Consider the following 13,902-nt stretch of genomic DNA (forward strand, 5'->3'; position numbering starts at 1 on the left):
CCGACCACCGGCGAGGTGGGGGTTCACGTGCGGCGACGCCGGGTCGGGCGCAGGTGCTGCGGTGGTGTCAGGGCGCGGGTGTGCACCTGCTCCAGCACGATCGAACTGGTGAAGTTGCGAACCTCCGTGCGCGCGGAGAGCTTGTCCACCAGGAAGCTCTGCAGGTGCGCGCTGTCGGCCACCGCCACGTGCAACAGGAAGTCGGCCTGACCGCTGACGTGCAGCAGTGAACGTGTCTCGGATTGACTCATCACGAACTCGCGGAACGAGTCGACCACGGCGCGCGTGTGCGGGCGCACGTTGATCGAGACCACCGCCTCCAGGGGCAGTCCCGTGGCGGCGGGGTCGACGTCGATGTGCGATCCGGTGATCACACCCTGTTCCCGGAGCCGCCGGACGCGTTGCAGGCAGGTCGACGCGGCGAGTCCGACCCGCTCGGCCAGGGTTCGGTTCGCCAACGTCGCGTCGTTCTGCAACTCCTCCAGGATTCGCCAGTCGACCGAATCCAGTTCCACAAAATCAGTCATAGCCGAATATTCTATGCTCGAGGTGGAACCAGGTCGAATGACCGAAGCACGATATCCCCGTCAGTCGAACTTGTTGCGTAGTGAACTCGGAGGATGTCGTCGTGGATATCGCGTGGGGGCCGTTCCTGCTCGCCCTGGTGGTCATCGTGCTGGTGCCGGGACCGGACTTCGTCGTGGTGACCCGGAACGCGGCCAGCAGCACGCGCTGGGGGTGGCTTGCCGCGGCCGGGGTGACGTGCGGACTGCTGCTCCACGCCACGGCGGCGACCCTGGGGCTGTCGGCACTGGTGATGACGGTGCCGACGGCCCTGACCGTGGTCAAGGTGATCGGCGTCGGCTATCTCGCTTTCATGGGGGTGCAGATCCTGCGCAAGGCGGGGTCCGGGGGAGCCCGGCAGGAGACCGCCGAGGCGCCGCGTTCGGGGTGGTCGGTGTTCCTGCGCGGTCTGCTCATCGACGTTCTCAACCCCAAGGTGCTGCTGACCTTCCTCACCTTGCTGCCGCAGGCGATGGATCCCACCGGCAACCCGATCGAGCAGGCCGCGCTGCTGAGTGCCGTGGCCGTGGGTTCCTTCGCCTCGTGGTGGATGTTCGTGGTGCCCTCGGTGCGGTGGCTGTCGAACTTCCTGTCCGTCCCGCGTCGCCGCCGGGTGTTCGAGCGTTGCTGCGGTGGCGCTCTGCTGGCGATGGCGAGTTCGATCGCCCTGAGCTGAGTCGTCACCCGCCGACACGTGGGAACGACACCTGGTTGGTCGTTGACCTTCCGTGTTGACCGTGCCTAACCTGCCGTATCACTCGTGGTCGTCGACCTGGTTCGTTCGGTGGCCACTGCACGGTTCGGAGGTCGGCGATGCGGGCTCGGTGGGTCCTGGTGTTCGGGTTCGTCCTGCTGTTGGGAACTCCGCTCGGGACGGCGGTGCCGACCACGGCCGCCCCGAGCCCACCGGACGCGCTGCGGCGCGATCTCGACAAGCTCCTGGCCGACCAGCGATTACAGGGTTCGCACGCGGGCGTGGTCGTGCGCGATCCCGCCACCGACGAGGTGCTGTACCGCAGGCGAGCGCACGACCGCGCCACGCCGGCTTCGAACGCGAAGTTGTTCACCTCCGCGGCCGCGCTGGAAACGCTCGGTCCCGGCTATCGTTTCCGCACCGAGGTCGCGACCACGGCCGAACGGCGCGGTCCGGTACTCGCGGGCGACATCCACCTGCGCGGCGCGGGGGACCCGACGATGCTCGCCGCGGACTACGAGCGCCTAGCCGCCCGGATCGCCGACGACGGTATCCGCCACGTTCGGGGCCGTCTGGTCGTCGACGACAGCTGGTTCGACGACGTGCCGCTGGGGACCGGCTGGATGTGGAACGACGAGCCGTACTACTACGCCGCCCCGGTTTCGGCGCTGAGCGTGGCGCCGAACACCGACTACGACGCGGGAACCGTGATCGTGCGAGTGAGTCCTGGTGCGCCGGGACGACCGGTACGGGTCCGGCTGGCCCCGCCGACCGACGCGGTCGAGGTCGTCAACCGGGCGAGAACCGGTGCTCCCGACTCCTCGTCGACCCTGTCCGTGCGGCGCGAGCACGGGACCAACCGCGTGGTGGTCAGCGGTACTCTGCCCGCCGGGGCGGCGCCGGTCGAGGAGTTCAGCAGCGTGTCCGATCCGACGAGGTACGCGGCCGACGTGTTCGCCCGGGCGCTGTCCGCGCACGGTGTCTCGATCGGCGGTGTCGCCGAGGGGGTGACTCCGAAGGGGGCGCGGGTGCTCACCGCGCACGAGTCGATGACGTTGGCCGAGCTGATGGTGCCGTTCCTCAAGCTCAGCAACAACGGCCACGCCGAGGTGCTGGTCAAGGCGATGGGGCGCGAGGTTCGCGGCGAGGGTGGTTGGTCGGCGGGGCTCGCGGTGCTCGACGAGGCGATGCGCCGGTTCGGGGTCGATCCGGCGGCCTACCGGTTGGTCGACGGGTCCGGTTTGTCGACCATGGACGAGGTGACTCCCGGCCAGATCGCCACCCTGCTGGACAACGTGCGGGCGCGGCCCTGGTTCGGAACCTGGTACGCCGCGCTGCCGATCGCCGGTGTCGAGGAACGCATGGTCGGTGGCACCCTGCGCGGCCGGATGGACGGTACGCCGGCGGAGGACAACATCCACGCCAAGACCGGATCGATGACCGGGGTCACGGCGCTGTCCGGGTACGTCACCGCCGCCAACGGCAGACGGCTCGTGTTCTCGGTGTTGTTCAACGAGTTCCTGTCCGAGGCTCCACGGGACTTGCAGGACGCGATCGCGGTACGGCTCGCTCGCTACGGTTCCCCGCGGACCCGAGCCGGTGACGCCGCACCGCGTGTGCCCGCATCGCGGCCACCTCCCGACGAGTCGGTGACCCGCGTCGACGAGTCGGCGTTGGAGTGCTCCTGGTCCAAGGCGTGCTGACCGGGCGTGTGCCGAGTCGGGAGCGTTATCCGAACCAATCCGTCCCTCGTGGTGGGTTCACCCGGTAGCGTGGCGGGCGTTCCCCCAAACGAGGAGTGCCCTTGTCCTTCGTCAGCGAAGCACTGACCGCGATCGCGAGTCTGCCGCGACCACTGCTGGTCCTGGTGGTCGGTGCGTTGGTACTCGGTGAGTGCACTGTCGGTCTGGGCTTCGTGGTGCCGGGGGAGAGTGGGCTGCTCATCGCCTCGGCCTCGGTGACCGGTACGGGTTTCTTCCTGACGTTGTCGCTGGTCGTGGCCGTGTGCGCGGCCGCGGGAGACACGATCGGCTTTTGGTTCGGTCGCCGCTACGGCTGGCGGATGCGGGAGAGCAGGGCGGTGCGCAAGGTCGGTCAGCGGCACTGGGACCGGGCGAGCGCGATGCTGCGCAAGTACGGCATCGGCGCGGTCTTCGTGGCACGGTTCCTGCCGGTCGTGCGTACCCTGACGCCGGCAGCCGCCGGTTCCAGCGGCTTGGGCTACGCTCGCTTCCTGCCCGCCTCGTTGATCGGTGCCGCGACGTGGTCGACCCTGCACGTGGGGATCGGCTGGGCGGCCGGTGCTTCGGCCAAGTACGTCGAGGACCTGCTGGGGCAGGCGGGATGGTTGCTGGCCCTCGTTCTGGTGCTGGTCGGCGTCGCCGGCTGGTTCTGGCGGCGCTCCCGCGAACGCTGCGCGATCGCGACGCCCGCGGAGTCCGAGGTGATCACCGACGACATCGATCGTGCCGCCTGAGCGGACTCAGAAAACGACGGTTTGGCGGGTACCGCCGCTGAGGTGGTGAACGGCCGTGGCGATCTGGTTCGAGTCGACACCGGTGTCGGTCAGGTGCAGTAGCAGGCGGTTGAACAGCGGGAATCCGCTCACCGGGCCGTTCCAGCCGGGGACGTGCACCACCACGTGCGGTGCGGTGGATCCGATGCCTCCCGGGTGTCCCCTGAACTTGGTCTTCTTCACGGCCGTCCACGGTGCGGAGAACGTTCCGGCGGACGAGGTGTAGGTAACGCCCTGAGGTGTCATGACGAGCCGGAGATTCCGCATGTTCGCCATGGTGAGGTGTTCCGAGAGTTGCATCGCGATGCCCATGAGCATGAGAGTCATGCCGGTGAACTGGAGCCACACCATCCAGGGGTAGCTCGAGTGCGCGAGTGAGAGGCTCGCGGACGTGGCGACGAGCAGAACGGTGATCCCCTGCAAAGCGCAGATCAGGATCGTGCCCCGCTTGGATTTGCGTTCTTGTGCCGGGCTGCGGTCGATGACGAAGGTCGTGGCCGGGTGCATGAGGTGATCGTCCCGTACGCACCTGCTCGGTGGGCACGCCTCGGGAAGATCGGGCATGCCAGCCGGGATCGGGAGTCGGTATCGATCAGGTGGTGCGATGGGTCGAGGAGCACGCCAGCCCGCCTGACCTCGTTCGAGCCCGGTGCGCCCCCGCCCTCGCCGCAGACCCGGCACAGCGCGGGCAGCTACCTGCGGGGCCACTTCGGGCGGAAGTACGTCTCGGTCGGCCTGACCCTCCACCGGGGTTCCCCGACCTCCTACCACGGTTCGGAGCCGTACTCGGTGCCCGAACCGCCCGGACTTCGTCGATGCGGTGCCGGGAGACGCCGTTGGGGACCGTTCCTGCTGGGACTGCACGGCGAACAGCCGGAGGAAGTCCGGTCGTGGCTGAGTACGAGGACGAGGATGCGTCTGATCGGTCACGGTTGCGACGCCGACGAGGACTCCGCCCACCACCTTTCCGGGGGCTCGCCGACCGGCTGGTTCGACGTCATCGCCCACGCCTCGGAGGCGACACCGACCCGCCCGCTGTCGCAGTCACCGGTGGTGCCGCTCATGCGTTGTCGGAGGTGCCCGAGCGCCGTTTCGGGGGTTACCCGGTTTCGCACGAAATCGGACACGCCCCGAAACGACAGAAGTGGTTGTGCTGCAGCGACGCAGGGGATGATGCTGCCGACACGCGTACGCCTCACCCAGGCCGACACGTCCACGTGTCGGCCCGTACAGGGACGACTGAGACGGGACCGCCCTCGGTTCGCTCGCGCGCACGGCTGCCGAAGAGCGAAGAAACGCCGCACTCGGGCGGATCAGCGCCCGGGTGCGGCGTGGAAGGGTGGGCGGGCGACTCAGGATGCGGGTCGCCCACCCGTGAACCTCACCGGTTGGGGTAGAGGGGGTGTTTGGTGGCGAGTGCTTCGACTCGGGCGCGGAGTCGGGTGCTGGTGGCTTCGTCGATGGTGGGTTGCAGGGCTTCGGCGATGATGTCGGCGACCTCGGAGAATTCCTCCTTGCCGAAGCCGCGGGTGGCCAGGGCGGGGGTGCCGATGCGCAGTCCGGAGGTCACCATGGGTGGACGCGGGTCGTTGGGGACGGCGTTGCGGTTGACCGTGATGCCGATGGCGTGCAGCCGGTCCTCGGCCTGCTGGCCGTCCAGCTCGGAGTGGCGCAGGTCCACCAGCACCAGGTGCACGTCGGTGCCGCCGGAGACGATCTGCACCCCGGCCTGGGCCGCGTCGGCGGACTGCAGCCGCTCGGCCAGGATCTGGGCGCCCTCGAGCGTGCGGCGTTGACGGTCGGCGAACTCCGCGGTGGCCGCGATCTTGAACGCCGTGGCCTTGCCCGCGATGACGTGCTCCAACGGCCCGCCCTGCTGGCCGGGGAAGACCGCCGAGTTGAACTTCTTGGTCAACTCCTGGTCACCGGACAGGATCACGCCGCCACGCGGGCCGCCGAGGGTCTTGTGCGTGGTGGTGGTGACCACGTGGGCGTGCGGGATCGGGTTCGGGTGCAACCCGGCGGCGACCAGCCCGGCGAAGTGGGCCATGTCGACCATCAGGTAGGCACCGACCTCGTCGGCGATGGCCCGGTACCGGGCGAAGTCGAGCTGGCGCGGGTACGCCGACCACCCGGCGATGATCATCTGTGGCTTGTTCTCGCGGGCCAGCCGGGCGACCTCGTCCATGTCGATGCGGTGGTCGTCCTCGCTGACGTGGTACGGCACCACGTTGTAGAGCTTGCCGGAGAAGTTCAGCCGCATCCCGTGGGTGAGGTGCCCGCCGTGGGCCAGGTCCAGTCCCAGGATGGTGTCGCCGGGTTTGAGCAGCGCGAACATGGCCGCCGAGTTCGCCTGCGCGCCCGAGTGCGGCTGCACGTTGGCGTAGGTGGCCCCGAACAGGTCCTTGATGCGGTCCAGCGCCAGCCGCTCGACGACGTCGACGTGCTCGCAACCGCCGTAGTAGCGCTTGCCCGGATAGCCCTCGGCGTACTTGTTGGTCAGCACCGTGCCCTGGGCTTCCATCACCGATTGCGGTGCGAAGTTCTCCGAGGCGATCATCTCCAGCGTGGACTGCTGGCGGTGCAGCTCGGCCCCGACGGCCTCGGCCACCTCCGGATCAACGGTGGCCAGCCGGTCATTGAACAGATCGATTGACGACATGATGGTGTGCCTCCTGTGTGGATCTGACGCTTGTTCGCGCCTCAGCGGTTGCGGCGGTAGAACGGCAACTCGACGACCTCGACGACGGCGGAGCGGCCGCGGATGTCGACTTGCAGCGTCGTACCCGGTTCGCCGACCGAGTGGTCGACGTAGGCCATCGCGATCGGATGCCCGAGCGTGGGCGAGGGCGCACCGCTCGTCACCGTGCCGACCTCGGCCCCTTCCTGGTCGAGCACACGGTAACCGTGCCGGGGGGCGCGTCGCTCGCTGCCGCGTAGCCCCACCAGCGTCCGCTCGGGGGGATTCTCGGCGACCTCGGCCAACGCCTTCCTGCCGACGAAGTCCCCGGGCTTGTCGAGCTTGACCACCCGGCCGAGGTTGGCGTGGAAGGGGGTCAGCTCGGTGGACAGCTCGTGACCGTGCAGCGGCATCCCGGACTCCAGGCGCAGCGTGTCGCGGCACGACAGCCCGGCCGGTCGCAGGTCGTGGTCGGCCCCGGAGTCCGACAGCGCCCGCCAGACGACGGGTGCGTCCTCGGTGGCGACGAACAGCTCGAAGCCGTCCTCGCCGGTGTAGCCGGTGCGGGCCAGCAGCACCTCGCAGCCGGCGACCCGGCTCTCGTAACCGGCGAAGTAGCGGACCTCGTCCAGGTTCGTCGTGGTCAGCGGGGCCAGGATGTCGACTGCCCGCGGCCCCTGGACCGCGATCAGCGCGTAGTTCTCGGAGACGTCGTTGTGCTGGGCGTCGAACCCGCGCACTCGCTCGGAGAGCTCGCTCGAGACCACGGCGGCGTTCGCGGCGTTGGCCACGACCATGTACTCGTGCTCGCCGGTGCGGTAGACGATCAGGTCGTCGAGCACCCCGCCGGAGGCGTCGCAGATCATGGTGTAGCGGGCACGGCCGACCTTGATCGCCGAGGCGTGGGTGAGCAGGGCGTAGTCCAGTGCCTCGCCCGCCTGCGGGCCGCTGATGCGAATCTCGCCCATGTGAGTCAGGTCGAACAGGCCGGCGGACTCGCGGACCGCGTTGTGCTCGGCGGTGTCGCCGGTGTAGCGCAGCGGCATGTGCCAGCCCGCGAACTCGGTGAAGGTAGCGCCCAGTTCTTCGTGAACGGAATGCAGGGGGGTCTTGCGGGGCGGCGACATGTGGGTGAAAACTCCTCCTGATGGGCGCCGGGTGGTCGAGGACCGGACAGCTCACACGAGGTGACCACCCTATCCGGGGGCCCCGAGTGACTGCCCGGGCGTCTCCCCGGAGTCATTGGCCTGAGAGTTTCACCGCGCGTGGCGGCTTGCACCGTGGGCGAGGGGCGACGACGCCCCTGCTTTTCTCCGTGATCGCCTGATGCCGTGCGGTGACTGGGCCTGAGAGTTTGACGGGAGTATTGCTCCTTCGGCGCTCCGTTCGCTCGTCACGGAGGCTCTCCCGCACAGCGTCTTCGGCGCGGTATGCAGTTGTCGTTTGGAGAAACGCTACGGAGACCGGGTAGGAGAGTCAACAGCTCGGCGGGGTGATCCCTGTCGTCACAGTCACACTCCGCTTACGGTCTTCACGCCGTCGCGACTTCCGCCGGGTCACCGGCTCGGTGCGGCCAGCAGGGGCAGCAGGAGCTCGTCGACGATGCGGGTCAGTTCCTCCGCGGTGGGCGGTTCTCCGGTGAGCAGGACGGACTGGACGACCAGGGCCGGACCGGTGCGCGCCAGCAGCAGGGTGACGGTGTCCGGGTCGGCGCCGTTGCGGTGCGCGCCCGCGCGCAGGACCGCTTCGATCATGTGCAGGCGAGGGGCGACGACGAGGTCCGTGAACGCCTCCCGGAGGGTTGGTTCGCGGAGTACTTCGCCGAGCACGGTAAGTCCCGGCAAGGGGGTGCGGCCGGCGAAGACGTCGCTGAGGGCGGTGAGCGCCGCGATCAGCTCGTCCCGGGCCGACCCCCGGGGAGCGACCGCACGTGGTTCGGGGAGCGCCTGTTTGACGGCGTCGAGGACGAGGTCGTGCTTGGATGCCCAGCGCCGGTAGAGGGCGGCCTTGCCCGTTCGGGATCGCCGTGCGACCCCTTCCATCGTGAGGTGGGCGTATCCGACCTCGACCAGTTCGGCCAACGCGGCCTCGTGGATCGCCTGCTGGAGGGCGTGTCCCCTTCGTCTGGTCGCACTGTCGTTCATGGTCGCCATAGTAGACGCTGGCGTTCCTAGTTGGTCCGGTTTAGGCTGACTCCTGTAGTGAACGTTGACGTCTACTAAAGAGGGCGCGTTTCTCCCGCGCTCGGAAGGACCGACCATGACCGACAGCGCTACCGGCGGTGACCCCGCCCCGGCGGTCACCGACATGGATTTCGACGCGCTCTACCGGGGCGAGAGGAGGGTGACCCTCGGTCAGGAGGAGTTCGACTTCGAGGCCATCCCCTGGGACATCGGGGAGCCCCAACCCCTCCTCGTCGAGCTGGAGCGGGCCGGGGCGATCACCGGTGAGGTGCTGGACGCCGGGTTCGGCCGCGGGGACAACGCCCTGTTCCTCGCGGAGCGCGGTTATCGGGTCACCGCCTTCGACGGTGCACCGGCCGCCGTCGAGCAGGGGCGGCAGCGCGCCCGGGAGAGGGGCGTGGACGTCGAGTTCTTGGTGAGCGAGGCGACGACCCTGGAGGGGCTCGAGCAGCGGAGCTTCGGGACCGTCATCGACAGTGCGCTCTACCACTGCTTGGGCGAGCAGCAGCGACAGCGTTACGCCGCGGCGCTGTCCCGCGTGTGCGGTCCGGGTTCCCGGCTGCACCTGCTGTGCTTCTCCGACGCCGTCCCGGGCGGGTTCCCCGGCCCGTTCAGGATCAGCGAGGCCGAGTTGCGCAGCGCGTTCGCCGACGGGTGGAACATCAACCGCATCGAGCCCGGGCACTACACCACGGTGTTCACGCCGCGGGCCCTGCGGCGGCAGTCGCAGGGGGCGTCGTTCGAGCCGGATTCCCTGGACACCGACGACTCCGGACGGATCAGGGTTCCCGTCTGGCACCTCGACGCCGAGCGGACGTGACGCACCTCCTCCCGAGCGGTCACTCTTCCGGGGAACTCGGCGCGGCGTGGGCGGGAAGCGTGCCGTAGAGCTGGTGCAGGCCCTCGATCAGGGCGGTCAGGGCCAGCTCGAAGCTGTCGTTGTCGATCTCGGAGGCGTGCTGGCGCAGCAGGTGTGCGTGGTCGAGGTTGGGGTAGCGGTCGTCGTAGACCGCGGCGTCGTCGACGAACCCCGCCGAGAACGACCCCATCGCGCCGCCCACCACCAGGTACTTGGTGGAGGCGCCGATCATGGTGGCGTAGCGCTGGGGCCAACCGGCTCGGGTCAGACCGCCGTGCACGGCGTCGGCGCGCCGCAACGAGGCCTCGCGCCGGGCCGGACCGGAAGCGATGAACGGAACCAGGTTCGGGTGGGCCGCCAGCGCAGCCCGGTAGGACCGTGCCCAGATCGTCAGACCGGTGGCCCAGTCCTGCTCGAAGCCGGAGACGTCGACCTGGTCCATGACGGCGTTGGCGATGTCGTGCAGCAACTCGTCCTTGGTGGCGACGTGGTTGTACAGCGAGGCCGCGCGGACACCGAGATGCTCGGCCAACCGCCGCATGGACAGCTCCTCCAGGCCGAGCGTGTCGATGATCTCCAGCGCACCGCGGCGGATCCGCTCGGCCGACAGCAGGGGATTGTTCGGTCTCGGCACTGCTCGCCTTCCCGTCGGTGGAGTGCCCCGACCCGGTTCGAGGTCTTGTCAAGGTCCCGGTTCGCGGTCTTGTCAATGTCTTCGCGTGGCCTTAGGGTCGCACAAAACTAACGTCGTTAGTTACCGGTGTTCGCTCGAATGTCCGGTGCACCGCCACGGAGGTCAAGGATGACCCAAGCCGACATGACGCTGTCCCTGGCGTCGGTGCTGGCAGAACCCGCTCGCCGTCATCCGTCGAGGACGGCCGTCGTCGAGGGTGACCAGCACGTCACCTACGCCGAGCTGTGGCAACAGGTGCGGGAGCACGCCGCCGTGCTGCGCGAGCGGGGTGTCGAGGCCGGTGACCGGGTCGCGCTCGTGGCGCCGAACGTGATCGACTTCGTGCGCTCGTACTACGCGGTCCAGACGCTGGGAGCCGTCGTGGTGCCGGTGCCGCTGCTGCTGGTCCCGGACGAGGCGGCCCACCTGATCCACGACTCGGGGGCGAAGCTGGTGGTCGGCCACACCAGCCAGCTCGAACTGGCGCGCGGATGCGCACAGCGCACCGGTGTCCCGCTGATCACGGTGGGGGAGTCCGCGGGCGAGGAACCGTCGTTGACCGCGCTGGCGACCTCGGCCGAGCCGTTGTCGACCTTCGTGACCCGCGGAGCGGCGGATCCGGCCGTCGTCTTTTACACCAGCGGCACCACCGGCCCCCCGAAGGGCGCGGTCCTGACCCAGCTGAACCTGGTGATGAACGCGACGGTCAACGCCTTCGACGCCAACGACACGCGCCCGGAGGACCGGGTCCTGGGCTGCCTGCCGCTGTTCCACGTGTTCGGCCAGACAGTTTCGCTCAACACCACGTTCCGCGCGTCGGCCACGCTGGTCCTGCAACCCCGGTTCGACCCGGGGGAGGCGTTGGACCTCGTCCGCGAGCACGAGATCACCCAGATCAACGGCGTGCCGACGATGTACATCCGGATGTTGGAGGCGGCACCGGCCGGGATCGACCTGCCGAGTCTGCGGTTGTGCGTCTCGGGAGGTGCGGCCATGCCGGTGGCCGTGCTGGAACGCTTCAACGAACGCTTCGGTGCGCAGATCCTGGAGGGCTACGGACTCTCGGAGACCTCCCCGACGGCGACCGTCAACCAGCCGGTCCACGGAGTCCGCCCGGGCACCGTGGGGCACCCGCTGTGGGGGATCGACGTCGAGGTCGCCGACGCCGACCACGACGACCGCGTCGAGTTGTTGCCCGTCGGCGAAACCGGTGAGGTGGTCGTCCGCGGGCACAACGTCTTCGCCGGCTACCTCGGCAATCCGGAGGCCACGGCGACGGCGCTGGTCGACGGCTGGTTCCGCACCGGCGACATCGGGTGCAAGGACTCCGAAGGCTTTCTCTCCATCGTGGACCGCAAGAAGGACCTGATCATCCGCAACGGGTACAACGTCTATCCGCGCGAGGTGGAGGAACTGCTCGTGCGGCACCCGAGGGTGGCTCAGGTGGCCGTCATCGGTGTCCCGGACGAACATCGCGGCGAGGAGATCTGCGCCGTGGTGGTTCCCGAGGCAGCCGAGGACCGGCAGGTCGACGACGAGCTGGCCGAGGCGATCATCGGATGGACCGCCGAACGAACCGCGCGCCACAAGTACCCGCGTCGGGTGGTCTTCGTCGACGAGCTTCCCCTGGGGCCGAGCCACAAGGTACTCAAACGGGAGTTGCGCGACCGCGTCGCGCAGTCGAGTCCGAACCGCTGAAAAAGTAGCTGGAGAACAGGAGTACGGATCTTGAGTGAGGAACTGAACGGTCGTGTGGCGGTGGTGACCGGTGCCGCCAAGGGCATCGGCGCCGGGATCGCCCAGAAGCTGGCGGCCGACGGTGCGGCCGTGGCCGTGGTGGACATCGACGAGAGCTCCTGCGGGGAAACCGTCGACCGGATCACCTCGGCGGGGGGCAAGGCACTGGCCGTCGCCGCCGACGTGTCCGACTCCGACTCCGTGGAACAGGCCATGTCGCGGGTGGGATCCGAGCTCGGCCCGGTCGGGGTGCTGGTCAACAACGCCGGCGTCACGCGGGACAACACGCTGCACAAGCTCACCGAGCAGGACTGGGACACCGTCATGGGAGTGCACCTGCGCGGGGCGTTCCTGTGCAGCAAGGCGGCGCAGAAGCAGATGGTCCAGCAGCGCTGGGGCAAGATCGTCAACCTCTCCAGCGTCTCCGCGCTGGGCAACAAGGGTCAGGCGAACTACTCCACCGCCAAGGCCGGCATCCAGGGCTTCACCAAGACGCTGGCCATCGAACTCGGCCCCTTCGGCGTCAACGTCAACGCGATCGCTCCCGGCTTCATCGTCTCGGACATGACCGCGGCCACCGCCGAGCGCGTCGGCATGGACTACGAGGACTTCAAGGCCAGGGCCGCCGAGGAGACTCCGGTGCGCCGGGTCGGTACCCCCGACGACATCGCCAACACCGTCGCGTTCCTGAGCAGTGAGTCGGCCTCGTTCATCACCGGCCAGACCCTCTACGTCGACGGCGGTCGCAAGCTCGGCTGAGGCCGCGAAAAGGAGCTTTCGCATGGTGGACTTCTCACTGTCCGACACCGAGCGCGACATTCGCGACTGGGTGCGCACCTTCGTCCAGCGCGAGCTGATGCCGCTGGAATCCGAGGTGCTGCGCAGGGAACGCGCCGGTGAGCGCGGGCTGCCCAAGGAGCAGTTGGCGCAGCTGCGCGACAAGGCCCGTCAAGCCGGGTTCTGGGGTGTGCAGACACCCGAGGAGTACGGCGGGATGGACCTCTCGGCGGTCATGGCCGCGCTGATCGAGATCGAGCTCGGTCGCACGTTCGTGCCGTTCAGTTTCGGTGGTTACGCCGACAACATCCTCTACCACGCCAACGAGGAGCAGCGGCAGCGCTACCTGCTGCCGACCATCGAGGGCGAGCGCAAGTCGTGCTTCGCCATCACGGAGCCCGGTGCCGGATCGGATGCCAAGAACATCCGGACCACGGCGCGCAAGGAGGGCTCCGAGTGGGTCATCGACGGGGAGAAGACCTACATCACCGGCGGTATCGACGCCGATTTCGCCCTCGTGTTCGCGGTGACCGACCGGGACAGGGGAGCCGATGGTGGCGTGACCTGCTTCCTGGTCGACCGGGACATGGGCTGGAAGTCCGAGCCGATCGAGATCATGGGGCCGCCGGACCGGATGCCGGCCTCGTTGGTCTTCGACGGGGTCCGCGTGCCCGAGGGCAACGTGCTCGGTGAGGTGGGCAGGGGTTTCGCCCTGGCGATGCAGTGGATCGGTCGCGGTCGCTACCTGCTGCCCGCGCGCGCCCTGGGTGGGTGCGAACGCCTGGTCGAGATGGCGATGGAGCACTCCCAGAGCCGCGAGACCTTCGGCGCGCCCATCGCCGACCGCCAGTCCATCCAGTGGATGCTCGCGGACTCCGCAGTGGAGATCGAGTCGCTGCGGTGGCTGGTCCTGCAGGCCGCCTGGCAGATCGACTCGGGCATGGACTCGCGCCACGCCCAGTCCATCGCCAAGCTGTACGGCGGGACGCGAGCCAACGAGATCGTCGACCGGGTGATGCAGATTCACGGCGGCATGGGCTACACCAGGGAGCTGCCGGTCGAGCGCTGGTACCGCGACCTGCGGCTGCTGCGGATCTTCGAGGGCACCGACGAGATCCAGCGGCGCACCATCTCCCGCAACCTGCTCAAGGGGCACGCCTCGGTCAGCGGCGTGCTCGGCTGAACCGGTTGATCGCGCTCCTGCCCGTTTCGTCGGTATG

Annotated in this window: 14 protein-coding genes and 2 riboswitches; of the genes, 8 read left to right on the forward strand and 6 right to left on the reverse strand. The window is 68.7% G+C overall.

What is annotated here, in order from left to right; translation table 11 throughout:
* Positions 1 to 23: 23 nt before the first annotated feature.
* A complete protein-coding gene (locus tag FHX42_RS15515; RefSeq protein WP_182545095.1) occupies positions 24 to 527 on the reverse strand; it encodes an Lrp/AsnC family transcriptional regulator in 504 nt (167 codons plus the stop codon).
* A gap of 101 nt (positions 528 to 628) precedes the next feature.
* Here FHX42_RS15515 and FHX42_RS15520 point away from each other — a divergent pair, with 101 nt between their 5' ends.
* From FHX42_RS15520 to FHX42_RS15530, 3 genes are all read left to right on the forward strand, one after another.
* Positions 629 to 1,240 carry a LysE family translocator gene (locus FHX42_RS15520; RefSeq protein WP_182545096.1) on the forward strand — a complete coding sequence of 204 codons (612 nt, stop codon included), beginning with the start codon at positions 629 to 631 and terminating at the stop codon, positions 1,238 to 1,240.
* Between the two features lie 137 nt (positions 1,241 to 1,377).
* Positions 1,378 to 2,961, forward strand: coding sequence for a D-alanyl-D-alanine carboxypeptidase/D-alanyl-D-alanine endopeptidase (dacB, locus tag FHX42_RS15525; RefSeq protein WP_182545097.1), 1,584 nt, complete (start codon positions 1,378 to 1,380; stop codon positions 2,959 to 2,961).
* Positions 2,962 to 3,062: 101 nt separating this feature from the next.
* Complete coding sequence (locus FHX42_RS15530) at positions 3,063 to 3,734, forward strand: DedA family protein (protein WP_182545098.1); 672 nt, start codon at positions 3,063 to 3,065, stop codon at positions 3,732 to 3,734.
* A gap of 6 nt (positions 3,735 to 3,740) precedes the next feature.
* Here the strand turns inward: FHX42_RS15530 and FHX42_RS15535 are convergent, their stop codons facing one another.
* Complete coding sequence (locus FHX42_RS15535) at positions 3,741 to 4,280, reverse strand: hypothetical protein (RefSeq protein ID WP_182545099.1); 540 nt, start codon at positions 4,278 to 4,280, stop codon at positions 3,741 to 3,743.
* A 3-nt stretch (positions 4,281 to 4,283) separates the two neighbouring features.
* On the opposite strand from FHX42_RS15535, the gene FHX42_RS27830 reads away from it, so the two are divergent.
* The gene (locus FHX42_RS27830) at positions 4,284 to 5,261 is read left to right on the forward strand and encodes an erythromycin esterase family protein (protein WP_182545100.1); all 978 of its coding nucleotides are present in this window, start codon (positions 4,284 to 4,286) and stop codon (positions 5,259 to 5,261) included.
* On the opposite strand, the gene glyA is transcribed toward FHX42_RS27830, so the two are convergent.
* The 3 genes from glyA to FHX42_RS15555 form a co-directional block, all read right to left on the reverse strand.
* Positions 5,155 to 6,435, reverse strand: a complete 1,281-nt coding sequence (gene glyA / locus FHX42_RS15545) for a serine hydroxymethyltransferase (protein ID WP_182545101.1) — start codon at positions 6,433 to 6,435, stop codon at positions 5,155 to 5,157. The genes FHX42_RS27830 and glyA overlap by 107 nt on opposite strands.
* 41 nt (positions 6,436 to 6,476) lie before the next feature.
* On the reverse strand, positions 6,477 to 7,580 hold the full coding sequence (gene gcvT / locus FHX42_RS15550; RefSeq protein WP_182545102.1) for a glycine cleavage system aminomethyltransferase GcvT: 1,104 nt from the start codon (positions 7,578 to 7,580) through the stop codon (positions 6,477 to 6,479).
* A 99-nt stretch (positions 7,581 to 7,679) separates the two neighbouring features.
* A riboswitch (glycine riboswitch) is annotated at positions 7,680 to 7,777 on the reverse strand.
* A riboswitch (glycine riboswitch) is annotated at positions 7,778 to 7,873 on the reverse strand.
* 136 nt (positions 7,874 to 8,009) lie between these two features.
* Positions 8,010 to 8,597, reverse strand: coding sequence for a TetR/AcrR family transcriptional regulator (locus tag FHX42_RS15555; protein ID WP_182545103.1), 588 nt, complete (start codon positions 8,595 to 8,597; stop codon positions 8,010 to 8,012).
* A 115-nt stretch (positions 8,598 to 8,712) separates the two neighbouring features.
* On the opposite strand from FHX42_RS15555, the gene FHX42_RS15560 reads away from it, so the two are divergent.
* Positions 8,713 to 9,456 carry a class I SAM-dependent methyltransferase gene (locus FHX42_RS15560; RefSeq protein WP_182545104.1) on the forward strand — a complete coding sequence of 248 codons (744 nt, stop codon included), beginning with the start codon at positions 8,713 to 8,715 and terminating at the stop codon, positions 9,454 to 9,456.
* A gap of 19 nt (positions 9,457 to 9,475) precedes the next feature.
* On the opposite strand, the gene FHX42_RS15565 is transcribed toward FHX42_RS15560, so the two are convergent.
* Entirely contained in the window at positions 9,476 to 10,129 is a 654-nt protein-coding gene (locus FHX42_RS15565) for a TetR/AcrR family transcriptional regulator (protein WP_182545105.1), read from the reverse strand.
* Between the two features lie 168 nt (positions 10,130 to 10,297).
* On the opposite strand from FHX42_RS15565, the gene FHX42_RS15570 reads away from it, so the two are divergent.
* Genes FHX42_RS15570 through FHX42_RS15580 form a run of 3 tightly spaced genes read left to right on the forward strand, consistent with a single transcriptional unit; the run spans position 10,298 to position 13,865 of the window.
* Entirely contained in the window at positions 10,298 to 11,866 is a 1,569-nt protein-coding gene (locus FHX42_RS15570; protein ID WP_235987365.1) for a long-chain-fatty-acid--CoA ligase, read from the forward strand.
* A gap of 30 nt (positions 11,867 to 11,896) precedes the next feature.
* Positions 11,897 to 12,664, forward strand: coding sequence for a 3-oxoacyl-ACP reductase FabG (gene fabG / locus FHX42_RS15575; RefSeq protein WP_182545106.1), 768 nt, complete (start codon positions 11,897 to 11,899; stop codon positions 12,662 to 12,664).
* Positions 12,665 to 12,689: 25 nt separating this feature from the next.
* The gene (locus FHX42_RS15580; protein WP_182545316.1) at positions 12,690 to 13,865 is read left to right on the forward strand and encodes an acyl-CoA dehydrogenase family protein; all 1,176 of its coding nucleotides are present in this window, start codon (positions 12,690 to 12,692) and stop codon (positions 13,863 to 13,865) included.
* Positions 13,866 to 13,902 lie beyond the last annotated feature (37 nt).

The sequence above is a fragment of the Halosaccharopolyspora lacisalsi genome (assembly GCF_014137975.1).
Classification (GTDB): domain Bacteria; phylum Actinomycetota; class Actinomycetes; order Mycobacteriales; family Pseudonocardiaceae; genus Halosaccharopolyspora; species Halosaccharopolyspora lacisalsi.